We start from the raw sequence: 26,913 nt of genomic DNA, 5'->3' as shown, positions 1-26,913 counted from the left end.
GACTGTAGTCCATAGTCTTAAAGTATAATAACATCTTGCCTTTCTATTATGGCAAGTTCTTTTTAAAGAAACCTGATTGAGTGGCATGACCAATCATATTGCTAACGGAGAACTCATTTGGGTTATCCCAAACTAATTCTAGCATTTGCATGACAAGATTAGTTAAATCGTTTCTTACATAGAATGTCTCAATACTTTTTTGACCATTCAAAATACCCGTATGTAATACCACATTATCAATTGCTTCCTCAAACCGTGAGTAATTATCACGAATAAACTTAAGAAAGTCTATATAGTTTATTACTTTGATTCCGAAACCATATTTATTAGCAGTTTGAGCAAAAAGCTCATTAGACAATTTTGCTGGATCTTGAATCTGCCAATTAAGGTTTAATAATTCTTTTTTATCCATCATTGTTATTATTATCTCTGATATCCAATCGATGCAGGAGATATCAAAACCACTATCTAATTTTGGCATTACACCAATCTCTATGAATGCCTTAAGAATGGTATAAAAAGCATTATCTTGAGGGTTAGCTTGGAATTTTCCCGTTTTAGAATGAAATGTAAGATTACCAACACGATAAATACTAACCGTCAACCCATTTGCCCTAGCTTCATCTAGCATTTTCTCGGCGGTTAGCTTACTAACTTGATATGTCGTACTTAACAATTGCCCTTTGTCAATATCTAATTCCGTGAAAATATCTTTTTTATTATCTCCTGGCACACCTATTATCCCCATTGTTGAAACATGATGAATGGCTGCTTTGCATGATTGATTTTGCACAAAAACAATCATATGCTGAATTAACCCTACATTAACTTTATCAAAGATGGTTTGATTTCCATAGTGCTTCGTATAAGCCGCTGAGTTCAATATTGCATCTACTTTATTTTGTAACGTCAAGTATATTTCTTCAGTTAATCCAAACCTCTCATCAGTAATATCTCCTTCTAATATATGGAGTTGGTTTAGATGGGAAGATAGTGATTGCTCAAAATAATACTGATACATGGCCTCCATTCGTTCATTTGCCGATTGGTATTTTTCGGGTCTTATAATAATGGTAATCTGTTGCCCTCCATTTTGAAGTAAATCGTGAAGAAGATGTATTCCCAAATATCCTGTAGTACCTAACAGTAGTATATGATTGTAGTTGTTAGACACCTTCATATTCTTCTCAAAAGAACGATTAACATAGTTCTCATAATAATCATTCCGTTCCTTCAATACATCGGAATGAGATGCCCCTTTAATCATTCTTCCTGATAAAATTCCATCGTTCTCATTAATTAGTGCATTTAACTTTTCTTCAAAAGATAAAACGCAGGAATCTAATTGAATTGCAAGATCACCCAATGTATCAGCATTGAAAACATCCTGTAAACTGATAGAATAACCTTGCTTTTGAATGGCTGACACTAGCCTAGTTGCAAGCAATGAATGCCCACCTAACTCAAAGAAATTATCGGTTATACCTATTTTTTCTATTGCTAACACTTCCTGCCATATAGCAACTAAACTTTCTTCTATCTTATTTCTCGGTGCTAAATATTCTTTTCTGATAAGATCTTCTCCAGCTACACTCGGTAATGCTTTTCGATCTATTTTTCCATTGGGAGTTAACAGTAATTCTTCTAATTCTATATAAAAACTGGGAACCATGTAATCCGGTAGTTTGCCTTCTAGAAAATGACGTAATTCCGATTTATCTATCTTTACTCTAGACGTAAAATAAGCCACCAATGCTTTCTCCTTATTCACTTCTTTAAACTCTACTATCACTTGCTTTAATTCCTCTGAATACTGCATAATAGCATTCTCTATCTCACCTAGCTCTATTCTAAAACCTCTAATCTTGACCTGGTAGTCTTTCCTGCCCATAAACTCAATATTCCCATCAGGTAACCATCTGCCCAAATCTCCCGTATCATACATTCGAGAGCCTTCTATAAAAGGATTTGCAATAAACTTCTCTGCGGTAAGTTCCGGATTGTTTAGATATCCTCGAGCTACTCCTGTTCCTGATATATACAACTTCCCCAATACCCCAATAGGTAACGGTTCTAATAATTCATCTAATATGTAAATCTGGGTGTTGGATATTGGACTGCCAATATGTGGAATTTTACTAATTATGTTGCTTTCTTTTTTTAAAACGCATGTCGAAACAACATGTGTTTCAGCTGGTCCATAATGATTGTGCAATTTAAATTCTGAAAATTTTATAATATCTATAACATCTTGATTTAATATTAATTGCTCCCCAGCAACTATGATATTCTTTAAACATTTATTAATAATATCTAAAAAAGAACGATTCTCTATCAACATTTTAAAATATGCTGTTGGCAAAAAAACAGTCTCAATTTTATTGTTTTTTATAAAATTTCCTATCTCATCTATATCTTTCTTTTGCGTTTCCGAGATTGGGAATAAAGTAGCTCCAATCGTTAAAGTTGAAAATATCTCTTGAAATGAAACATCAAAACTTATACTTGTGAACTGAAGAACATTTCTAACTTCCCCAACGCTAAATTGATCATTATGAAATACAATTAAGTTCTTTAAACTTTGATGTTCCATCATAATTCCTTTAGGTAAACCTGTCGAACCTGAAGTGTAAATCACATATGCCAAATTTCTGCTATCATTTATTTTATCAATATTTAGCGTTGGATATATTTTTCGATGATTAATAAACTTATGATATTCTTCTTCATTTACTACCAGCCTATAGTTACTATTTTTTTTAAGATATTCTTTCCTCGCAGATGGATAATTCTTATCAATTGGGACATATGCCGCTCCTGATTTTAATATTCCAATTAAACTTATAATAAACACATCGCTTCTATCCAATTTTATCCCTACTAAATCATCCGGTTCAATAGTATAAGTCTCTCTTAGATAATTAGCTAATTGGTTAGCCTTTTCGTTAAGTTCTTGATACGTCAGCTCAGTTTCTTCAAATAGGACAGCTACATTATTTGGCGTTCTCAAGACCTGCTCTTCAAATAAATCAACTATAGTCTTATCCTTCGGGTAAGCAACATCTGTATCATTAAAATCAACCAATAATTGATGCTTTTCTTCTTTGGTTAAGTAATCTACTTCTTGAATAAGTGCTTCAGGATGTTCTAATGATTCTATAATAAGATGCTCAAAATGAGTAAACATTCTTTCTATCAAATAACCATCATAAATATCCGTATTGTATTCAATTGTTAAGTCTAGGCCTTCTGTTTCAGCAAAAGCAAAACTGATGTCAAATTTAGAAGTCTTGATCTTAAAATTGTAATCACTTACTTCAAGGCTTATTAATTCTTCATTATTAAGATTATTTAAATGCCCATGGTTTTGCAAAACCACCAAAACATCAAATAAAACAGAACGGCTGGCATCTCTTTTTAAATTCAATTTTCCTACTAATGCATCAAATGAATAACTTTGATGTTCGTAAGCCCCTAATAAAGTTTCTTTTTGGGCTGCTACTAAATCTAAAAAACTATTCCCTTCTTTAAATTGGGTTCGTATAGCAAGCGTATTCAAATACAAACCCAGCTGATTTTCTAAATCAGGATGATCCCTTCCTGCTATTGGAGTACCAATTATAATATCATATTGACCTGTATATCTATGCAACAAAGTATTTATTCCTGCCATTAAGGTCATAAATAAAGTAACATCTTGCTCTTTTGAAAAGGTCTTTACCTTCTCTAAAAATAATTTTGAAAAGTGATGAGTTATATTGTCTCCAGTATAGGTTTGAATTAATGGTCGTATTTTAAAACTCGGTAAGTCCAATACCGGCAGTTCTCCTTCAAATTGTTGTAACCAATACTGTTCTGATGCTTGCTGTTTCTCTTGCTGTATTGCCGTATTAAGCCATACGGCATAGTCTTTATACTGAATTCTTAAATCAGCCAAATTAATTTTTTTTCCTTGTATTAACGCATTATACGTTTTTACAACCTCTGATATTAATAGCCCTATTGACCATCCATCTCCAATGATATGATGCAAAGATAAGAAAAATACATATTCTTCCTTTTGTAACTTGATCAAGGATGCTCTTACTAGTGGAGCTTGCTCTAAATCAAAAGGTTCGCTGTTTTTTTCTTGTAAATAACTGGCAATGGCTTCCTCTTGATTCTCTACTGAACTATAGTCTTCCTTTGCGATCTTAAAGTTTACTTGTTTTCTAGGTATAATATATTGTCTAATATCCCCTTCTTCATTTGTTTTAACGCAAGTTCTTAGGATTTCATGACGATCGATTAATCGTCTAAACGACTCTTCAAATTTATTGACATCAACAACTCCAGTTAGCCTTAAAGCCGCCGGCATATTATACGCCAGGGAACCGCCTTCCAACTGACTCAATATCCATAACCTACCCTGAGAAGCTGCCAATGGATAGGATACAGCTTCTGCGGATTTAGGGATGGGCGTATAAATATTGTTCGATTTTATATTATTTTTTAAGAACTCTATAATTTGTCCTTTATTTTTTTTTATCTCCTCTAAAATTGAACTTGGAATCAACTCATCATCAAATTTTAATTTTAGATTTTTATTTTCTAAAGAAATATGAATTTTATTTTCTCTAAGCCTATCTATTAACTCTCTCATTATATAATTATATAATTATTTCATTTTTAAAATCAATCTTGGTATTTAACCATTCTTTTTCATTAATTATAGCCGCTATACCCTTTATATCTTTTTTTAAAAAAAAATCTCTTGTAGAAATTTCTATATCAAATTCCTTAATAATTTTTTTCACAATTACCATCGCAGTTAAACTATGACCTCCTAACTCAAAGAAATTATCAGTAACACCTATTTTTTCTATTCCTAATACTTCTTTCCATATGGCAACCAATGTTTCTTCTATCTCATTTCCCGGAGCTACATATTCTTCTCTGATTAGATCTCCTCCAGCTACACTCGGTAATGTTTTTCGATCTATTTTTCCATTGGGAGTTAACGGTAACGTTTCTAATTCAACATAAAAATTAGGGATCATATAATCCAGTAGTTTGCCTTCCAGAAAACGTCGCAATGCTGATTTGTCTATATTTTTGGTAGAGGTAAAATAAGCTACTAATACTTTTTCTTCTTTTACTTCTTTTGCCTCCACAACTACATTTTGTAAATCCTGAGAATACCGCAAAATGGCATTCTCGATCTCTCCAAGCTCAATCCTGAATCCTCTAATCTTCACCTGCTGGTCTTTCCTGCCTATAAACTCAATGTTTCCATCAGGTAACCATCTGCCCAAATCTCCAGTATCATACATTCGAGAGCTTTCAATAAATGGGTTTTCAATAAACTTCTCTGCCGTAAGTTCTGGCTTGTTTAAATATCCTCTAGCTACTCCTGCCCCTGCTATGTACAACTTCCCCGTAACTCCAATAGGTAGCGGTTCTAATGATTCATCTAATATGTAAATCTGGGTGTTGGAGATCGGATTGCCAATTGGTACTATTGACTTATCAAGATCTTCTTTGGTTACCTTGTAAATCGACACACAAACAGAACATTCAGTGGGTCCGTATGCATTATAATAATTAATTTTTGATTCTACAGCAGCTATTGCTTTAGTAGGATTAGCCGGTTCACCAGCTGTAATGATACATCTTATCCCTGAAATATCATTTTCTGACAATAATCCTAAATAACTTGGTGGTAAAGTTACTACTGATGATTTTGTTTCTTTTAAAAAGCTAATAAATTGATCCTTGTCTTTAATTATTTCTTCTGTAGGAATACATAGCGTAGCACCACTATACAAACTCATGAGAATCTCCGATATAGATGCATCAAAAGCAACAGAAGCAAACCATACTACTTTATCAGTTTCGACAATTTCAAAAGATCTGATTTGATCTAAAGACATATTTATGGTACTATTATGTTCTACCATTACTCCTTTTGGATAACCTGTAGAACCTGAAGTATAAATTATATAAGCTAAATCTTTGGATGAAATCTTTTTCTTGATATTATCACTACTATTACAATCAAAATTGATTGATTTAATAACTACTGTATTACAATTATCAATGTATAAAGTGACACTATTAACAATTAATAATTTTAAACCACTGTCTTTTATTAAATAATCAATTCTTTCTTGAGGATAATTAGTGTCTATAGGTACATATACGCCACCTAACTTTAAAATTGCTAATAGCGAAATGATTCCAATGTCTGATTTAGGTAAAAATACACCTATGACATCACCACTATTTATGCTATATTTGGAAGAAAGATAATTGGCTAACTGATTAACCTTTTCGTTAAGTTCCTTATATGTTAATTTCGATTCTTCAAATACGATGGCAATATTTATTGGAGTTTTTACTACTTGCTCTTCAAATAAATCTACAATCGTTTTATCATTCGGATAAGCTGCATCAGTACCATTAAAATCTACTAATAGTTTATTCTTTTCTTTTTCAGATAATAATGGATATTCTGACAAATCAAGTTCTATGTTATTCTCTAAATTAATTATAAACTGGTTAAAATGTTGAACTAAATATTCACCGATTATTTTTTTTACAAAACCTTCTAAATAAGAAGCATGAATTTCTATATCTTCATTCTCATTTATTTTTACATTAAAAAAAATACCATTACAATCTAATTTAGAATCGGAGTTGATATTTATGCCATAACTCGACAGGATATTTAAATCATTACTACCTACTTTTTGAGATATAAGATCATTATTATAATCCGAATGTTTTAATGTCTCCAAAATTTCATGCTTTACTTTTTGAAGATATTTTTTAAATGATATTTTTAAATCTACAGGAAACGAGAGAAGCAAAGAATTACATTGATCTTTATAGTTTGAAACAACATAACCATCAAATTCATTGATAAGTTTCTTTAACAAAAATGAATAAATAGCAATTATAACCGTATACTGAGCTATTCGATTTTTATTTGTAAGTCTATTAAAATACTTTAATTCAATGCTATTAATAATAACATAGGGTAGACTCCTCTCTTTACCTTGTATCCTAAGAACTTCCTCTCTATTCAACATCTTTTTCTTCCAATATCTTGAAACTAAATTAATGTTCTTTGACTCCGAATTTTCACCCATAAATTTCACGCTCATTTTTCTTGATTACCCCCTACATTCTATTGTACTTCCTTATTTAATAACCACTTTAAAAATTATTTAAGGCTATTTAAGCTGTTTTGCTATGTTTCTGCAAAACATAAGTCCAATCCCTTAAATCATCTAAATATTAATTTTAACATTTAAGTATAATAGCTTTTATGCTAAAATAACGGCAACTTTCATCTAAAAATTACGGATTTTAAATATAAAAATTATGGACTTTCACATCTAGCACACAAACTACTAATAATTAAGTAGTTTGACAAGGAACTTAATCGAACCGGTGTAACGCGTCTGTTGCTTTGTGAAGAGTATATTAAAGAATATTGTTTCTACCGTATTGGGAAGTTTTTTTGATGATACTTACCATAGTAGGTGACAGAAGTTTAAAAAGAAAAGCATGTAGATACCTAACTTGCAAATTCCAATAAAAATCTGATCTTTATAAAAATACAAAATCATACATTTTTTCTAGAACAAAAAGCCCCAATATTGAAAATAAACACCGATAAGCAATAAAGAGAATAAAATTGTTGCAATAACACTTCTATTTGAAATAGACTTAATTTTTAGCACAAAATAAAATATTGAAATAATAATAAATACTATAAAAATCCACTGAATAATAAACAAGTAATCAAATTTATTTGACACCCCAAAAGCAAGTATGTAAAAATTGTCTTGAGCAGTACTACTTATAGCTAGAATGAACCCAACAATTGAAAACAAACCTAATAAAGAAGTGATTAAAATTAAACTCTTCATAAACTTATTTTGAGTTGTATCTTTCCTGTTTCTAATTAGTCCATAACAAAAATTAAAAATGGAAATCAATAAGATAATAAGAGCGATAAAAAACGGAGCAAAAAAGAGTAGATTGAATTCGTTTAGACTATTGGCAAACTTAGAAACTCCTCCGTTAATCTTTACATCTGTAACAAAATGAACTTTAGTATTTGACTGGAATTCCTTAACATTAGGATTCTGATCTGGATTGTTTATAAATTCATCAACAATTTTAGCTCCAATTTTAGAAAAACTAGGTGCATGACCAGAAACTAGAGCATTTACTAAAAATCCATTTTTAAACTTACGCATAGTGGCTTTACCATTTGAAGGTGGAGTGATCGGATCAAATGCCCCTGAAAATACTAAAACTGGTGCAGTTAATGTGGATAGCCTAGATAAATCATATATAACCTTAGATGACTGATCAACTCCAAAATTCCATTCATTACAAACTGAAAAATCTGATTTATAAAAAGATAAACCTCCCTTTAGTTTATTAAAAGCAAGCCCATCTTTATCAAACTCCAAAATTGAATTATTAGGAATAGCTTCATTACAACTCACAGAATAATAAACTCCGTAATCTAATCCCAAAGCACTCGAAAAAGCAACCACCAATGAACTTAAAGTACTCTTGTTGCCTTTATTAAATTCGGTGATCAATAAAGGTAATACTTCTATTAATTTTTCATTATATAGCGATTGTTGAATAGCAATTTTAAAATCTTCAACGTTATAGGTAAACTTTCCACTTGGAATTATTTTCTTGTCAACTGTAACGGTAATGGGATTTTTATCTAACTTTTCAATTGTACTGTAATAAACATTTTCTAAATTGGGATATTGCTTATTACAAACAAGATCATTTTCACATGCTTCGAAAACTTTTTTAAGACTATTCATGTAATTTGAAGTATTATGATTATAATACTGAGAAATGTCTGAAATTGAAGAATCTAGAATTAATGTTTTAATATCTTGAGGAAAATCATTTGCATAAACCTGAGCTGTATAAGTCCCATAAGAAACACTATAAACATTCCATTTACTATACTTTAAAACTTTTTTTAAAGCATCTAAATCTTTAGAAATCGATTTACTAGTATAGGCGTTAATATCAATATTTCTGTTTATTAAATCCTGTTTACACGCGATTGCAGCAATTGCTTTTTCCCTTTCATCTTCTGTACTATTCTGATTTTTTGAAAGTATTTCTAAAAATTTCTTTCCTAAGTCTGGACAAAGTCTAGGAAAGGAAAAACCAGTTCCTCTGACATCTAACAAAACAATATCGCTGTTCTTCCTTAATGAATGCTTAAGCCAACCCCATATTTCTTCAATTCCCCCTGCACCTGGTCCTCCTGAAATATAAACGACAGGATTTGAATTACTATTTTTAGATTCTTTTTTTAAAACGGCAACGGCTATTTTAATTGTTTTACCTTCAGGCTTATCCCAATTTTCAGGAACTATTAAATACCCCCATTCTACAGCCTCTTGATTAATTTTCTTTTCTTCGGGAAAAAATGAGGTCGTTTTTTCAAATTTAAAATTATTTACTTGAGAAAACATGCAAGTTGGCAACAGACATAGTAATACAAATAGTTTTACGAAATTTTTCATTTTATTTTTAATTAATTAGTAGGGTTATATTATATGTTTTTTATTGTTACGTCACTAATACTCATCTTTTGTGAAACGTAACATTTATATTTATCATTTATTTTAATTTCTTTTAAGAAGAATTTTTCTCCATTGATCATCGTCCTATAATCTGAAACTTCAAAGGAGCTTAATGGTATTGACAATCCCTCTCCCTGTGCTTTTATAACGGCTTCTTTTTGTGTCCAATAATCAAAGAAAGATCGAGTGCTATTACTTGAAATTACAATCTTACCAAATTCATTTTCTGACATTTGAGATTTAAAATCTTCAATTTCAATATCCGTTACTATTTCAATATCAATACCAATTTCAGATTCATCACTCAAGGCACAAACAACAATTTCTCCCGAATGGGAAATATTAAAATGGATGAAATTATCTTCAAAATAAGGTTTACTAAACTTTGTATGTTTTATTACTTTATCTAAAGGATTATGTTTGTAAATTTGTTCAATCCCCTTAAATAATAAAATCCGTCCTAAAAGTGACAATTGTGCATCTTGCCATCTTCTATATCGCTTAATTTTCTCCTGATAATCCTTTGGGAATTTGGGCAAATCAATTTCCAATAATTTTCTGTGCTCTTCTTCAGATAGATAAGAATAATAGATGTAAACCAAAACTATGTTACTTTTTAGAAATTAAAATCAAATTCTAATGCGATACCATTTTCAAATTCCAATTTAATATCAATTAAATCTACTTTAATTGATGAATTCTTAATTATTTCATTCAAAAGCTTACTATACTTTAGAGCAATAATTTGTATCGTATCTTCCTGAAATAAATCACAATTATAATCTATAATTCCTTTCAACTTATTCTCACTTTCAAACAAATTAAATACTATAGGCATCTTACTATATTCGTTATCAACAGGATAAAAAAGCAATTTGATATCATCTAATTCATTAATATCCCCAAAGGAAAACTCAGGATTCTGATATACTAAAATAATATCAAAAATAGATTGGGGTAGTTTGTCGAAAGGTATATCCTGATAACCGTTAATTTCTAATAAATCATTTTGAATACTTTCTAATAGATCAATAAAAGTTTGCTGCGATTCAATTTGTGTTCTTAAAACAATTGTCTTAACGAACATTCCTATTTGATCATTTAATTCTGGAATATTTCTCCCAGAATTTACTGTTCCAATACAAATATCATTATGGTTTGAGAATTTATAAATTAAAACATTTAAAGCTGCTACCAAAATGGTGTAAAAAGTCACTTTCTTGTCAACAGCTATTTCCTTTAAAGCTAAAGTAGTATCGCTTTTTAGTTCAAACAAAAATTTGCTTGCATTTTGCTGATTGTTTTTGATGCTAAAGTCCCTATCAAAAGAATCTTTAGATCGATAATTCTGAAGATATTTTATCCAAAATCTCTCATTTTCAACGCCAATATCCTTTAATATATTATTAAACCATTCTGAATAATCTTTAAACTGAAACTTCAAAGTATTTTCTTTAGGTGTAACTTGAAAAGTATTCTCATTATAATTTCCAATAAATTCTTTGATGAAAATTTCTAAAGACAATCCATCCATTATAATGTGATGGGTAGAAAATAGTAGTATAAATTGATTTGCTTCTAATTCAAGAAGATGCACTCTTATTAATAAATCTGTTTCTAAATCAAATGCAGTATTAATTAACTGATTTATCGTTTCTCCAATTTTTTCATTTTTAAATTTATCGATTGCAATTTCTAGCCTTACGTCATCAAAAGAATTAATCTTTTGATAAGGAACTCCTTCTATTTCAATAAAATTTGTTCTTAGGATTTCATGCTTATTAATAATTTTATTTATTGATTTTGTAATTTTATCCAAATTTACAATCCCCTCAACATGATAGCCTGCGGACATATTATAAGCTATTGAACTATTTTTCTGTTGAGATGCTAGCCAAATATTGTATTGAGATGGTGTAAGACTATAAAAACCTTTTGATTCGGATAGTGATAAAGTAATCGATTCACTCGGTTTAAGCTCTTGTAGATAACTAGCCAATAACTCAATAGAGGGATAGTCAAAAATATCTTTTAAAGTAATCGTAAATGAAAGCTGTTTGGCAATTAATCCGATCAATTTAACCGCATTTAATGAATGTCCCCCAAGAGCAAAGAAATTATCATTTAAGCTTATAGGCTCTTTACTATTTAATACCTCTTTCCAATATTCAGATAGTTTTTTTTCTAAATCGGAAATAGGAGCTTTAAAATCATCATAATTTACATTTTGTTGAATATTTCTTTGAGCCAAAGATTTTCTATCAACTTTTTGGTTTGGAGTAAGAGGAAATGCTTCCAAAGGAATGATTGCATTAGGAATCATATAGTATGGAAGATGTTTCTTTAATGCTGCGATAATTTTTTTAGTGTCAATCGTGTCTTCGCTTTCTAAAATATAGGCTACCAAAAAAGCTTCTTGTTGATCTCCTTTTTTGGCAATTACTACAGCCTCTTTTATTCCTTCAATTTGATTTAATTGAGACTCTATGTCCCCAAGTTCAATTCTATAGCCTCTAATCTTAACTTGATTATCATTTCTTCCTAAAAACTCTATCTCTCCTTTATCATTCCACTTTCCTACATCACCGGTTTCATATAATAAATGAGTCGAATCAAATGGGTTTTTAATAAACTTTTCCCTTGTTAATACATCATTATTATAATATCCTTTTGCCAATCCCTCCCCTGCTATATAAATTGCACCAGGCGTCTCTATTGGTTTGGGGCTTAAAAACTTATCTAGAATATAAAACTGCGTATTATTTATTGGTTTTCCAATATTCGATGCCTCTTTGGAATATTCAATTTTTTTTATGCTTGACCAGATAGTGGTCTCGGTAGGACCATACATATTCCAGACTTCTAAACTTTGATTAATTAGTTTTTCAGCTAATGCTTCGCTTAATAAATCACCTCCACACAACACTTTTAATCCTTTATCACCTTGCCAATTCGCATGAAATAACATTTGATAAAAACTTGGCGTCCCTTGGATTAACGTTGGTCTAATCTCTTCTAATTTTTCAATAATCAAATGTGGGTTTGATAAGACCTCTTGACTTACAATATATAAAGTAGCTCCCGAAATTAACGGTGTGAAAAACTCTAAAATTGAAATATCAAAAGAATATGTTGTTACCGATAATAATGTGTCGTTTGAACTAACCCCTGGCTTTTGTTGAATACTGCTCAAAAAATTAAGCAATGATTGATGACCTATTTCAACTCCTTTTGGATTTCCAGTTGAACCTGAAGTATAAATTATATAAGCTGTATCCTTAGGAGAAATTACTGTCTTTAAAATTCCTTTAAATTGATTGATCACTGCCAAAATACTTTCCAACGATAATACCTTTACATCTTCAACTACTGCTAATTCAAATCCTTTTTCGCTAATAAGTACTTTGCTTTTACTATTATCAACAATATAACTTAATCGATCCTTTGGAAAAGCAGGATCCAACGGAATATAGGATCTACCCGTTTTAAGTATTCCTAATAAAAAGGCTACCATATTGGCAGACCTTCCTAATAAAACAGCAATAGGCGATTTATCCCGTTCCCCATAAACATTAATAAGGTATTCAGCAATTTGGTTTGATAGTTTATGGAGTTCCGAATAAGAATATAATTTACAATAATCTCTTAGCGCCTCTTTCTTAGGGAATTTCTCTACTTGCTCTTCAAATAAATCAATTATCGTTTTGCCATTCGGATAATCTACTTTTGTATTATTAAATTCCGTTAATATCTGACGTTTTTCTTCCTCCGCTAGATAGGTCAATTCTTTTAATTTTTTATCAGGATAAGCTAAAACAACATTAATTAAATTTTCAAAATGCTGAACAACCTGTATTATTCTCAAATCATTAAAGTAATTCAGGTTATAATCAAAGTCTATTTTTACATCTTCAGATTCATCAAACTCTCTTATATAAATAGCCAAAGCAACACGTTCTGATTGATGACTTAGCGGAATTACATTGGTTTGCGTATGCTGAAAGTTAGTAGCATAATCTTGTTTTTCATACGAAAGTGTGATATTGAATAATCTTTCTTTCTCACTAAATAAGTGAAGTTCTTGAATTAGTTTACCTAATGGAAATCTTTGATGACGATAATCTTTTTTTAATTGATTTTTTATATTTTTAATAAGACTCTCAAACGTTTCTTCAAAATCTAAGCCCATTCTTAAAGGAGAAATTCCCATAAAAAGACCAACCGTTTTCTTATATTTAGATTTACTTCTGTTTAAAACGGGCAAACCTATTGCAAAATCATTATTTTGATGTTTTCTACCAAAATAGGTATACAAAACTGCTAAAATTAAATGAAATGTAGAGCATTTATAGATTACTGCTAACTCATTTAATTGATTATACACTTTTCTACTAATAACTAATTCTTTACGCTTACTTTTATTAATTTGAATAGAATCGCTTACTTTATCAAACAAATTTTCAGGCAAAGTATTAAATTTATTTATCCAATACCTTTTATCTTCCGAAAAGAAAACAGAATTTTGGTACTCATCATCATCTTTCACAAAATCCTTATAACTAAAAGGATACAATGTTTTAACATTGCCAAAATCATAAATTTCATTATAATTGTGAACCAATCTTTGAAACATTAAAGATGTACCCCAACCATCTGTTATAATGTGATGATAAACAGAAAATAAATAATAAAAATCTTCTCCTACTTTAACCAAAGTAAAAATATGCAAAAGATCTCCTTTAAATAAATCAAAAGGTTTCATAAACTCCTTTTGCATATAAATAGTAGCTTCTTCAACAGGATTTTCGCAATGCGAAAAATCAACAAATCCTAATTTAGAATGATGTTCTTCTAATAATTTAGTTGTTACATTATCTTGAAATCTAGCAAAAACAATCCTATAAGCATCGTGCTGATTAATAAGAGCTTCATAAGATTTTTTAAATATTTCAATATTTAAAGGTCCCTTAATTTCAATTTTTGCACCGATATTATATATTGGTTCATTAGGATGTAATAGTTGATCAAAATATACATCTTGTTGGGGTAAAGTAAGTTTCATGTTTAAAAAATGGTTTTCGATTTTGGTTTTATATTTTATTTCCCCATGGGAGGTTAGGGACTACCATAACCTTTCTGTATTCAAAATTTCGTCCTCCATTTTGAAATCTTTTACAATTTGTCCGTAATCAAATTTTAGTATTCTGTCAGCATGCTTAAAATAGGCGTCATCATGCGTTACCGCAATTATTGTTTTTCCTTCTTTCTTTAATTTTGGAAGTAATTTTTCATAGAAAAAGTTTCTAAAGTAAGGATCCTGATCTGCCGCCCATTCATCGAGTACCAAAATGGGTTTGTTTTCCAGAAGTGCAAAAATCATGGACATTCTTTTACTTTGTCCTTTAGAAAATTGCCTTCTTGCAGATTCTTCTCTATCATCAATAATTATTTTATCAAGTTCCATTACTTTTAGAAGCTCCTGATACTGAATGTTGTCTTGTAAAGAATAATTGTCATAATTCTGTGAGAAAATATGATTCTCAGTAAAGACTGCAGCAATCAAATCCTGAATTTTTATGGTTTCTTTATCAATAGCTTGACCATTTAACAAAATACTGCCATCAGTAGGCTGATACAACCCCGTGAGTATATTAATAAATGTGCTTTTACCACTTCCATTACCTCCAATTATGAATATAGTCTCCCCTTTTTCTACTGAAATGTTTACTGGCCCTAAAGAGAAAGATTTTTCTAATGTTTCAGTTCCATATGCAAAACTTACTGCGTTGAACTCTAAAGATTCAAATTCTTCAACTGATGTACTTGGAAAATTATTTTCGACTTCGGTGGTTGCAAAGTCTTTTAGGAATTTATTAATTCGTCTATTAGCTACCAACAGCCTTGTATACATATTTTGCATGTTGATAAGATTGTTGATTGGCCCGGAGATAAATAATAAAATGACAACATAGGAGGTACTATCTTCAATGTTTAATAATTTAAACTTAGGTAATAAAAAAAGTATTGCTCCTATTACTAAATATAACCCATATTGGCTAATAAGATTAATAGATAAAAAAACATAATTTATTTTATAATCCAGTTCTCTGGCATTTTCTCTGTTTGGAGACAGGTATTTATTCATCAAATTCTTTCTTCGCTGAGGACCAAGCTTAAAATCTTTAAATCCTTTAATTACATCCTGAACATAATTATAATAATTTTCATTAAATTTTCGAAGTGTAGCAACCTTTTGATACATTGTGCTCATGACGTAGAAATATATGCCTGCTATAGCAATAATTAGAATAATCACCACTACAGCCGAAACGACAGATAAGGTAAACATATACATTATACACAATAAGACCATTAATAAGGAATTAACAGTATGTGTTACTATTTCAGGAAAGGACGAAAATATTCTTAAATCTTCGATTGTTGTATAAAACCTCTGTGAACCAAGTTTTTCAAGAGTCAATAAAGGTGTTTTTAATATTTTATCGAAAATTTTTTTCTCATTGTCATATAGCATTTCAAATGAGTATTTATTAATTTTTTTTTGAAAAATAATGTTTAATAAATAAGTATACACAACAATGCATACAAAGACTATCCCCATGTAGTCTTCTAAAAAACCTTTGTCACCAGAGATTACGTGATTGGTAATGTATAATATTCCAAAACTAAGTATAGTATTTGGTATAGAATATGCTGCGAGATAAAGAATATTCTTTATTGAAATTTTAAGCATCAGTTTATAGGTATGTGTATATTTGTAGTAAGACTTTCAAAATAGTTTACAAAAAAGGACTCGTTATCGTAAATAAAAAAATGGTTTCCTTCTAAAGAGTTAAGAACAACTTTTTCTGTGCTGTGATTTTTCCAGCCTTCAATTTCATTTTCTGATATTCCCTCGCTCTTTCCGTAAAAAACGTCTATGGGCACTTTTAATTTTTCACTTTTCTCATAGTGATAATCTTCTATTGCCTTAAAATCAGCTTTTAATATGGGCACGTAAAAATCAATCAATTCAGGATGCTTTTTTAGTTCATCAGGGATACCGCCAATTTTTATAACTTCTTCCCAAAATTGAATATTGGGAAGGTCTGCTATTTTTTTATCCCTTTTAAGTGAAGGATCATTTCTGCCGCTAACTACAAGTTTTAAAGGAGATTTTATTTCTAGTTCCTGAAGACGGTGACAAATTAAAAATCCTATCAAAGCCCCCATACTATGTCCATAAATGATATATTCCTTGGTAGTTTCAATTTCTTTTATAACTTTTGGAAGCAGATCCTCAATTATCATATCAATTTCGGTTAGCATTTTCTCTTTTATTCTTAGTCCTCTTCCAGGATATTCTTCAACTATAAAATGAGATATTTTTTTAGAAAACATTTGGAAAGAATATCTGCTGCCACCAGCAAAAGTAAAAGCTATTATTTTCATTTTTTGTTAATTTATAATTTAAAACCGGGGTTTAACATCAACTGTTAAACCCAAATTTTAAGTCAGTAATGTTGAAATGGATTTTAGAGTTTCAACTTTATTATAAAGTGGCTAAAGTATTTTGAAGATGACACTCTAGTTTTTGCTCAAGACCTTCTAAACAATTAAAAAGGTTTTCAAATGAGTCAATTACGAAGTACTCATTTTGCAGTTCGAAACTATTAAAAGATGTATTAAAGATGTGATCTAAATCAAAAGGATATTTAGGCGTATTTGGATTATTTACTTTGCTCATTTCTTCGGCAGAAGTAATAACGGCTCCTCCATAGAATTTAAATATCCCATCCTCATTTATCAAACCAGTTTCATAGGTAAACCAATATACCCTGCTTAACAAATCCATAGCTTTTTCATTATCAATATATTTCATGGATATTGCACTAAAAGAAGTAAGAAAATCAACAAATCTTTCATTGGTTAATAGCGGTATATGCCCGCAAACATCATGAAAAATATCTGGTTGTTCGCTAAAATCAATTTCCCAAGGTTCTCTAATCGAAACTGTTACAGGATATCTTTTTTGCATCAACATCTGAAAAAAATCTTTTGGAGGCAATAAACCTGAAACAGGTACCAAACTCCAGCCAGAAATAGCAAACAAACGCTCGCTAACACTAGCAATAACCTCTATCTTGTTTTTATCAAATTTTAGTTTATCAAATCCATTTAGATATTCTTTGCATACCCATTTGTTATGTGAATCCTCTTGTCTTTTATAAAGGACTGACCATGTTTGATGATCTTCATTTTTATAGTTATCATAATTTTGCTCGATAACATAATTTTTAACTTCCATAAATTATTTTTTTATTTGTAATTAACTGAATTGTAATTATTTGAAATTAAATTATTCTAATTTAATTTGAGAAATGGTATGAAATTTATCGATCTCCTTATTCTTATCCCCTGGGAAGGTGTCATAATTTACCACCAATAAATTTCCTTTATAAATTATTGTTTCGCATGGATTATCCAGTTGTCCATCTGCACCGTCATTGTTATCATTTTCCCAGATAAGAGAAATTGCATTAGTATTTAAGTTTAGTTGATAAACACTGTTATTTTCATAGTTGGCAATAAAAATTGAATTTCTTTTCTTGTCATAGAAAAAACCATCACAGCATTTTAATTTATCTGAATTAAAAACTACATTTTTTGCTTTTACTGCTCCTGATTCGGTAAATTCAATTTTTGTAATCACTCCATCTCCAAAATTCCCTGCATATAGATTTCCATTTTTATCAAATGCAATTCCATCAATTCCGATTGTTTTTTTGGTTACCTCTTCTTTTAAAACAAATTCGCTTACCAAATATTTTGATCTGTTTTCTTTAGTCAAAATCACTTTTCCCTGATTCATCTCGTTCAGTGAAAAGCTGTAAATGCCACTTGTTCTTCTGTTTTCAAACAAAGCATCTGTTATATATGCCTTATTTTTATTCCATCTTATTGCTTCTCCAAAATTTAAGCCTTCAACTAAAATTTCAGTCGATTTTGGTTTACCATTTTCGATATTAATTCTAATAAGTCTTGAAAAATTTTCATTTCTGGTAAAAAATTGATTGTCGACGACATACAGATTTCCATCCGGTCCAAACTCAATTCCCATTGGATGTACTCTCTTGGTAATAGGATGAAGAGGAAGTTGATCAAACCATATAATAGGTTTATTATATTTATCAAATGTCAGAATCTTAGCACCATTAGTTTCAAAAGTGGATGGATTAGCAATCGATAGAAATAAATTTCCTTTTTTATCCACAGCCATTCCATCAGGTGTCTGACAAGTTTCATCCAAACTTGCAAACAAAGTTGGCTTTATCTGCTTTGGAGTTTCGTCATAGGTTATATCTTTCTTCTCTTCCTGAGAATAGAGAATTACCGAATTGAGAACTAAAATTAGTAGCAATACTGTTGTAAATTGTGATTTCATTGTAATTGTATTTAAATTATTTATACTAAATAAGCTGTTTTTTGCCCTGTTAATTGAACAAGACATTCCTCCAAAATTCTGCACACATTAACTTCTGAGATAAAAGACTGATCGAAATCTATTGCAATTGTCACATCATTTTCGTCATTAGGATTTATTCCTACTTTAATATTAATAGGATAATGATAATAGTCAATAGAAAATTCATTTAACAATTCAGGCATTCCATCCACTGGCATATTCTTATCTTCATTTTTTGAATTATGAAAATGAGTGAAATTAAAACTCACAATACTATGATCAGAAGTCCTATCTTTTTGTATTGAAGTGTTCGAAAATCTCGAAAACGCCTCAGCCTGATTTAATTTATTATGAATAGTTTTATTATTTATATTGAAATTTTCATCCATTTGGATTGGCAGAATATTCCAAAAAAGCCCGATAGCATTCAAGCTCTCCTGATCATCAGATCGTCCATTAAATACTACTGCAACACTCAGACTTTCGGCTTCCATAACAGTTTTACAGGATTCTGCAAAAGATCTCAGATAAATTGTCTTTAATGAAATTTTGTCTTTAAGAATCTGACCTTTGATTTGCTCTACTATTTCTTGTGAAACTTCTATTCTTTTAGTCAAATAACCCTTTACACTTGTTTGCAAATCAGACATAGGCTTCCAAGGCTTCCAATTTTTCATTTCATTATTCCAGAAATCAATCGCATCGTTTGACTCGCTTATTTTTTTGCAATTTTCGATATGAGGAATTAGCATATTTGGAGCTGGAGTAATAGCGATCTCCTTATTTTGTTTTGCATTAAGATAAAAACTCAGAAGTTCTTTCTTAAAAACTGCTCCACCCCATCCATCGATTAAAGCGTGATGTGCCGAAATCATAAGTTCAAAAGAACTTTCACTAAGTCTAAAAATTCTAAATCTCGATGAAAATTTATTAAATTCATTCATTTTGAATTTATCTTCAACATCCCTTTTAATAACATTATCAATATATGAACGCTGTAACTCATAAGAAAGCTCAGTAATATTATCTTCTTCTATATCTCCTAATGTATTCTTAACGACTTGACAAATGGTTCCGTTTTGAAGTCTGATAAAATTTGATCGGAATGCAAAATGTTTTAGTTGTAGCGCGACAATTGCTTTTTTCAAAGCGTCAGTTGAGAATGTCTGATCAGAAAAAGTCCACGAAAATAAACTATGATAAATTCCTTTGCAATCAATGTCTTTTTCATACTTCTCAATAATACATTGCTGCATTGCTGACACTTCAAAAACATCTTCAATTTCAAAATTATTCCCTAAAGACTCCAGTTCTTTTATAGTAAAATCGTTGTAAGTAAGATCTACCGGCGTGATATATTTATTTTTTTCTAAGGCTAATTCTGAGATTAACTGATTTAAATTTGCTTTAAAAACATCGGTCAGATTATCTATTGTACTTTTTAGATATTGCTCCTGGCTATAATCTATGGTAACCTGCATAATACCATTGACTATCATCGCAGACACATCTATAGCAGAATCTCTTTTCATGTTTTTGGAAAAAGGAAGACCATGATAATCACCTAAAAAATTAAATATTTTTTTTCCACTTTCAGCTCCTACTCCTGATCCAAAATCTCCAAAATAATTAAATGTTATCTGTGGATCGAGCTTATACGGCTTGTTACATAAATATCGAAGTACTCCATATCCAAAACCTTTATTAGGTATGCGGTGTAGATTTTCTTTTATACTTATAAGATGCTTGCTTGGTTCGTCTGTACTAAGCACTTCTAAAACCACTGGATACATTGTGGTAAACCACCCCACAGTTCTTGTTATGTCTATTCCTTTTCCAATATTTTCACGTCCATGCCCTTCCATAGCAATAGCTACTTTATCAATACCAAAAACTGTATTCAAAGCTGCCGTCAAAGTGCTGATTAAAATATCATTTACGTCCGTTTTATAAGCTTTGAAACATTTAGTTAGTAAAATATCCGTAATTGTTTCTTCTAATACAAAAGAAACCTTATTAGTATTTTCATATAAATTACTACCATTTGGATTATCTGCAGGAAGCATGGAAATAGCTGCTTCTTCAAGCCTTCTCCAATAAGCTTCCTCATTTTTAATTTTAATACCATTGGCATATGCTAATTGTTTTTCCATCCATAACTTAAAAGAATCTGTCTTTAATGGTATAGACAAAGTTTCATTTGCAAGGCATTGCTCATACAACGAAGAAAAATCTTCAAAAAGAATACGCCATGAAACAGCATCAATTACAAGGTGATGTGCAATCATTAATAAACGATCGCAGTCTTTACCTCTAAATACACATACCTTAAATAAAGGACCATTTTCTAAATCAAAACCTGATTGAAGACGATTACAATTTTCTACGAATTCATTTTCATCCTTAAATGATATTAATTCATAATCATAGGTATGTTTATTTCCTCCGTTAATCTGTTTGTATACCCCGTTCTCTTTTGGATAGTACATTCTGAGTGCATCATGGTGATTAATGATAACATCAAAGACCGTTTTTAAATGCTGCTCTGAGATTCTCTCAGTCGACTCAAGTAATACCGATTGATTAAAATGATTCTTTGGAAATTTGTCATTTTGAAAAAATGAAAGCTGAATTGGGCTTAATCCAATTTCACCCTCCACTATTTTTTGATCCTTTTCTTCAGTCACAAACTCAATTTTCTCTGATAATTCTTCAATAACCGGAAATGCTAACACATCTTGTATTGATACCGTATAGCCAAGCTGTTTAAGCGTTCCGACAATTTGAATTGCTTTAATTGAATCTCCACCGGAAACAAAAAAATCACTTTTACTATTAATATCTTCCCTTTTTAAAACTTCAATGTAAACACCAATTAAAATGCTTTCTTTTTCATTTTTAGGTTTAGCACAGCTAATTCCAGTTTCGATTGTACTGTTTTTCAAATTAGACAATTTGCTTTTATCAATCTTCCCATTTGTATTTAATGGCAGTTCATCAAGTTGTACAAAATGGCTTGGTATCATAAAAGACGGCAAATCCTGGCTTAATTGAGCCATTATTTCCTGAACATATATAGTACTCAAACTTATAATATAAGCGGTCAATTCCTGAAATCCGTCAGCATTTAAATGTGCTGCTACAATAGCAGAATCTACTCCGTTACATTTCTGAAGAATTCGCTCTATCTCTCCCAGTTCAATTCGGTAGCCTCTTATTTTAACCTGATCATCAACCCTTCCTATAAAATCTACAGAACCATCTGGAAGCCATCGTCCCAAATCCCCTGTTTTATACATAAATTCTTCAGGTCGAAATGGATTTGCTACAAATTTTTCCATGCTAAGGATCTTATTATTTACATACCCCTGAGCAAGACCAATTCCTCCTATACAGATTTCACCAATCATACCTGCCGGAATAAGATTCTCCTGTGGATCTAGAATATAGATGAAAGTGTTTTGCAATGCTTTGCCGATTGAAATATGCGGCACAGATTTACCACTACCCTTTTCTATTTTGAAAATTGAAGTACAGATACTCGCTTCTGTAGGTCCATATGCATTAAAATAATCAACATAATTAGAAATTTTAAAGATAATTTCTGGATTAACCGCTTCTCCCCCTGTAATAAGCTTATTCAAAGACGGCATGTTTTCGATATTTATTTGACTTAAATAGGCAGCAGGAAGAGTAAGGATAGAAATATCTGAATCTGATATGAAATTTTCGAGAAGTTCCGGATTTTTCTTTTCCTGATCTTTTATGATATATAAAGTAGATCCGGATACAAGGCTTAAAAATATTTCAAAAACTGAAACATCAAATGAACATGAAAAAAACTGAAGGCATTTGTCATTCGCGCTAATTTCTAGAACATGAAGTTGAGCCTGAATTGAATTTGAAACAGCACCATGTGTTATCATTACTCCTTTTGGACGTCCAGTAGATCCAGAAGTATATATAACATAGGCAAGATGTGAAGTGTTAACTGGTGAAAAATAACTCTCATCTGCATATAATTCTTTTGTGTCTTTAAAAGTTACCAGTTCCTTATTATCAAACAATAACACACAACCACTATCCTCTATCATATAATTAATGCGATCCTGAGGGTATTCTGTGTCAATGGGCACATAAGCGCAGCCTGCTTTAAGGACTGCTAATATGGTGATAATCATCCATTGGCCTCTTTCTAACTGTATTCCTACTAAATCATTTTTAGATAAACTATAATTTTTTAATAAATAATCTCCCAGCTGATTTGACAAAGTGTTGACATCTTGATAAGTATATTCAGCTCCCTCAAATACAAGAGCAATTTTATCCGGCCTTTCTGAAACCTGGTGTGCAAATAAGTCCAAGAGTGTATTTTCTGTCGAATACATTGACTCTGAAGGATTAAATCCATTTAAGAGCTGTTTTTTTTCGGCAGTGCTTAAGTAGTCGATACTTTTAATAGGCATTTCAGGCTCACTGGCCAAAATTTCTAATATCTGTAGCAAATGACTTCCTAGTTGACTAACTGTTCTTTCATCATAAATATCACTATTATATTCCAAACTCAAATTCAAAATATCTCCTGACTCAGCAAAATCAAATCCCAGGTCAAATTTACTTATGATCTTCTCTTCTCCTTTGTATTCACTAACTTCTAAAGAATCTAACAGTTGAACTTCTTTTTTATGATTAATGTCTGCGCTCTGGAATAAAACCATAACATCAAATAATACATTTCTGCTAGCATCACGCTTAAGATTAAGTTCTTTTACCAATTCGTCAAAAGGAAAAATCTGGTGTTTATAACCTCCAAGAGTAACTTCTCTTACGTTTGAAAGTAAGTCTATAAAATTGTCATTACCGCTGAAACGTGTTCTAAATGCTAGTGTATTAACATAAAAACCTATTTGATTTTCTAAATCTGCATGATCTCTTCCAATTATTGATGAACCAATAACGATATCTTCCTGCTGTGTATAGCGGTAGAGTAAGGCATTAACTCCGGCAAGCAAACTCATAAACAGGGTACTATCATGTTTATGAGCAAAACTTTTCAATTTTTGTGTCAATTGAGTTGGAATACGCAAATTAACTGCCCCACCTCTATACGTTTTATTTACAGGACGCACCCTGTCTCCCTGCAGTTCCAGAATTGGTAATGTACCTTCAAATTGTTTTAACCAGTATTTTTTATGTTCATTAAGATAATCTCCCATTAACCTCTCTTGCTGCCATGCTGCATAATCCTTATACTGAATACGCAATGGCTGCAGAGAACTTTTTTGTTTTGAACAGAAAGAATTGTATAGTTCCAACATTTCTTTTATTAGAATATCCATAGACCATCCATCAGTAATAATATGATGCATGACGAATGTGAATATCCATTTATTATCCTCAATTCTATACAAGTGCGTATTCCATAGCTCATCTGAAGAAAGATCAAATACTTTGTTAAATTCTTTATGAATGTGATTTTTAACAGAATAATCTATGTTTTCTTGAGCTCTTAGGTCAGTAATATCAATACTTAGATTATATGAATTGGCAGGCAGAATAAACTGCCTGATTTCTCCCTGACTATTTTCTTTAAATGCTGTTCTTAAAATCTCATGCCTGTTTTTTAATTCTGAAATTGAAAATTCAAGTGCCGAAACATCAAGGGATCCCTTGAAAACATAACATCCAGGTATATTATAAGCATTATTGCCTCCATCAAATTTACTTAGTACCCAAAGACGTTTCTGGGCTGAGGATAATGCATAACTATCCTGAAGATTCACTACGTTGATATTATTGTTTCCAATGGCATTCAGATTAGTTAAATAATCAATTATACTTGACTTCTTTAACTTTAACTCTGCCAGAAGATCATCATTTATTCCTCCTTTAGGAAACTTAATTGATAATTCCCCTTTTTCCAGCTGCAAATGAATATTTTGCTTACGAAGGGTAGATAAAAACTCTCTCATTTTTTATAATTGGATTCTCGAAAATCCTATTTTAATTAAAATCAATTATTTAACGATTACGTGTGAAAATTACCAGCTGACTTTAGGGACTATTTTTTATGATTTATTAAGAACATAAATTCATAAAACTGAAAACAGGGTGCCCTATTCAGCTGATAAATATTCGAAAATGATTTATTACAAAATGATTTCTTCTGAAAATTCATGTTTTTCAACAGACAGCAACTCTCTTTCACCAAATAATCTTTCAGCTACTATACCCCGGCTTTCACATGTTTCAATAAGATAATTAGATTGAATAATTGGATTAGATTCATTAGTATATTCTAAGTCTAAAATGTGTTTTAACCATGGTTCTTGTCCCATTGCATAAACATATACTTCTTTACAGTTAAAAGCTTCGACAAGCTTTAAACCTTCTTTAAAATTACTTCCTCTACCTCTTCTTGAACGGTCAGCTTCACGTTCTAATACTTTTGGAAAAAGAGGCCCGTATGCCCATGATGCTGGCGAACCATCACACTCCATACCTAAGAAAAGAACATCAACATTACCCACAACTCTATTAATATGCTCATAAAGTCGTGGCTCGATATTACAGGCATCTGCAACTGCCAATACAGAATAACCGTCAACACGGATTACATATCCTAATTTGCTGTTTATACATAAATCATGGTGTTCTCCTAAAAATGGTACTCCTGTAATTGATCCTTCTGTAAATGAAATCTCTTCCAGATCTCTTAATTCAAAAACATTTTTAAAACCTAAATTTTCCAACGCCAGTTTAAGTGAAGGATCTTCCAAAATTCCATCCATGTTTCTACCCACGATTATATTTTTAACCTTATGTCTTATCTGAAGTAGTGTTTCTAAAAGAATGTGATCCTGATGACTGTGCGTAATCAACACATAATCAATCTGATCCGGTAAATCTAAATAAGTATATCGTGATAAATCTGACTCATAAGTATAGCTCAAAACAGGATCAAGTAAGATACTTACATTTTTAGTTTCGACCAATATACACGCATGTCCAAAATATCTTGTTCTAATTCCATCCCCTTCATATTTTTGATATTTTGGTGGAGCTTCTGTCGTGAAAAAAGACTTAAAGAGTTCTTCCTCAGGTAAAAACACTCCTAGCTTTTCTTTAATAAAAGCATAAGTCTGTGGCGTATTTTTCATTTTAAATAGTTCGTCAAGACCTTTGCTATCAAAAGACATTGGCAAATGAAGCACTTTTTCATCTGGTAAACGAGGCGTACTCATGATAAAAGGACGATCTTTATCTTTTATAATTTCTGATAAGGCTATACTTTGAGAAGCCACTGAATAATAAGGACTTTTATACAATAAAGCTTCAAAAAAACGGAAAGATGCATTATTATTAATATCATAATACAGTTCAACATATCCTTTTAACAGATCAGGAACTTCCTTGTATAAAGGTTCAAGAGAGAATCCTTTGGCTTTTTCTTCAAGTAGCTTATGAAGATCATTTATTGCAACTTTAAAATCAAATAAATCTTTATTGCTCTGTTTTATCTCGTTAATAAGTTTTTTTACATCTTCAACTCTTTTACCGTCTAAATCAATAAAAGGTCCTCCTCTCATTTCCGGGTTTTTTACAGCACTTGCATGAAGCTCAGGGTATTCTACATAAGAATCCATAATGCGTACGTATCTTTCAAAAAGATTTAGTGCGGCAGTTGCAGGTGAAATTAAATGTACCCATGCAAACCATTTATTTACCAATGGTTCTATTTGTATATTTTGCTTTAAATAAATTTGTTGTTCCATGTTATTTTGAATCTGTTTTTAATGTTATTTTATAATTTTATTAGTA

At 30.8% G+C, this 26,913-nt stretch carries 11 protein-coding genes; all 11 read right to left on the bottom strand.

All coding sequences use genetic code 11. The features are described from left to right. Positions 1–46: 46 nt before the first annotated feature. The 11 genes from QLS65_RS14030 to QLS65_RS13980 all read right to left on the bottom strand — a co-directional run bounded on the left by QLS65_RS14030 (position 47) and on the right by QLS65_RS13980 (position 26,867). Positions 47–4,642: a non-ribosomal peptide synthetase gene (locus QLS65_RS14030; RefSeq protein ID WP_282718438.1), complete on the bottom strand. Its 4,596-nt coding sequence runs from the start codon at positions 4,640–4,642 to the stop codon at positions 47–49. A gap of 7 nt (positions 4,643–4,649) precedes the next feature. After that, a complete protein-coding gene (locus QLS65_RS14025) occupies positions 4,650–7,148 on the bottom strand; it encodes an amino acid adenylation domain-containing protein (protein ID WP_282718437.1) in 2,499 nt (832 codons plus the stop codon). A gap of 477 nt (positions 7,149–7,625) precedes the next feature. Beyond that, positions 7,626–9,566, bottom strand: a complete 1,941-nt coding sequence (locus QLS65_RS14020) for an alpha/beta fold hydrolase (RefSeq protein ID WP_282718436.1) — start codon at positions 9,564–9,566, stop codon at positions 7,626–7,628. Between the two features lie 29 nt (positions 9,567–9,595). Continuing rightward, the gene (locus QLS65_RS14015) at positions 9,596–10,228 is read right to left on the bottom strand and encodes a 4'-phosphopantetheinyl transferase family protein (RefSeq protein WP_282712741.1); all 633 of its coding nucleotides are present in this window, start codon (positions 10,226–10,228) and stop codon (positions 9,596–9,598) included. A 14-nt stretch (positions 10,229–10,242) separates the two neighbouring features. After that, positions 10,243–14,688, bottom strand: coding sequence for an amino acid adenylation domain-containing protein (locus tag QLS65_RS14010; RefSeq protein WP_282718435.1), 4,446 nt, complete (start codon positions 14,686–14,688; stop codon positions 10,243–10,245). 60 nt (positions 14,689–14,748) lie between these two features. Further along, positions 14,749–16,380: a cyclic peptide export ABC transporter gene (locus QLS65_RS14005; RefSeq protein WP_282718434.1), complete on the bottom strand. Its 1,632-nt coding sequence runs from the start codon at positions 16,378–16,380 to the stop codon at positions 14,749–14,751. Further along, on the bottom strand, positions 16,380–17,078 hold the full coding sequence (locus tag QLS65_RS14000) for a thioesterase II family protein (protein ID WP_282718433.1): 699 nt from the start codon (positions 17,076–17,078) through the stop codon (positions 16,380–16,382). The genes QLS65_RS14005 and QLS65_RS14000 overlap by 1 nt, the downstream gene beginning before the upstream one ends. Positions 17,079–17,178: 100 nt before the next feature. Further along, positions 17,179–17,934 (bottom strand): hypothetical protein, encoded by a 756-nt coding sequence (locus tag QLS65_RS13995; RefSeq protein ID WP_282718432.1) that lies wholly within the window; start codon positions 17,932–17,934, stop codon positions 17,179–17,181. A gap of 51 nt (positions 17,935–17,985) precedes the next feature. Then, complete coding sequence (locus QLS65_RS13990; RefSeq protein WP_282712746.1) at positions 17,986–19,071, bottom strand: NHL repeat-containing protein; 1,086 nt, start codon at positions 19,069–19,071, stop codon at positions 17,986–17,988. 20 nt (positions 19,072–19,091) lie between these two features. After that, a complete protein-coding gene (locus QLS65_RS13985) occupies positions 19,092–25,064 on the bottom strand; it encodes a non-ribosomal peptide synthetase (RefSeq protein ID WP_282718431.1) in 5,973 nt (1,990 codons plus the stop codon). Positions 25,065–25,241: 177 nt separating this feature from the next. Beyond that, positions 25,242–26,867: an MBL fold metallo-hydrolase gene (locus QLS65_RS13980; RefSeq protein ID WP_282712748.1), complete on the bottom strand. Its 1,626-nt coding sequence runs from the start codon at positions 26,865–26,867 to the stop codon at positions 25,242–25,244. Positions 26,868–26,913 lie beyond the last annotated feature (46 nt).

The organism is Flavobacterium algoritolerans (genome assembly GCF_030010385.1).
Classification (GTDB): Bacteria; Bacteroidota; Bacteroidia; order Flavobacteriales; family Flavobacteriaceae; genus Flavobacterium; species Flavobacterium algoritolerans.
Note: the sequence above shows the minus strand (reverse complement) of the source record. Positions and strands in the feature narration are given on the sequence as shown.

Excerpts from the sequence above, each read along its gene's own strand:
- QLS65_RS14030 (WP_282718438.1), bottom strand. The coding sequence starts at position 4,642 with ATGAGAGAGTTAATAGATAGGCTTAGAGAAAATAAAATTCATATTTCT.
- QLS65_RS14025 (WP_282718437.1), bottom strand. The coding sequence starts at position 7,148 with ATGAGCGTGAAATTTATGGGTGAAAATTCGGAGTCAAAGAACATTAAT.
- QLS65_RS14020 (WP_282718436.1), bottom strand. The coding sequence starts at position 9,566 with ATGAAAAATTTCGTAAAACTATTTGTATTACTATGTCTGTTGCCAACT.
- QLS65_RS14010 (WP_282718435.1), bottom strand. The coding sequence starts at position 14,688 with ATGAAACTTACTTTACCCCAACAAGATGTATATTTTGATCAACTATTA.
- QLS65_RS14005 (WP_282718434.1), bottom strand. The coding sequence starts at position 16,380 with ATGCTTAAAATTTCAATAAAGAATATTCTTTATCTCGCAGCATATTCT.
- QLS65_RS14000 (WP_282718433.1), bottom strand. The coding sequence starts at position 17,078 with ATGAAAATAATAGCTTTTACTTTTGCTGGTGGCAGCAGATATTCTTTC.
- QLS65_RS13995 (WP_282718432.1), bottom strand. The coding sequence starts at position 17,934 with ATGGAAGTTAAAAATTATGTTATCGAGCAAAATTATGATAACTATAAA.
- QLS65_RS13990 (WP_282712746.1), bottom strand. The coding sequence starts at position 19,071 with ATGAAATCACAATTTACAACAGTATTGCTACTAATTTTAGTTCTCAAT.
- QLS65_RS13985 (WP_282718431.1), bottom strand. The coding sequence starts at position 25,064 with ATGAGAGAGTTTTTATCTACCCTTCGTAAGCAAAATATTCATTTGCAG.
- QLS65_RS13980 (WP_282712748.1), bottom strand. The coding sequence starts at position 26,867 with ATGGAACAACAAATTTATTTAAAGCAAAATATACAAATAGAACCATTG.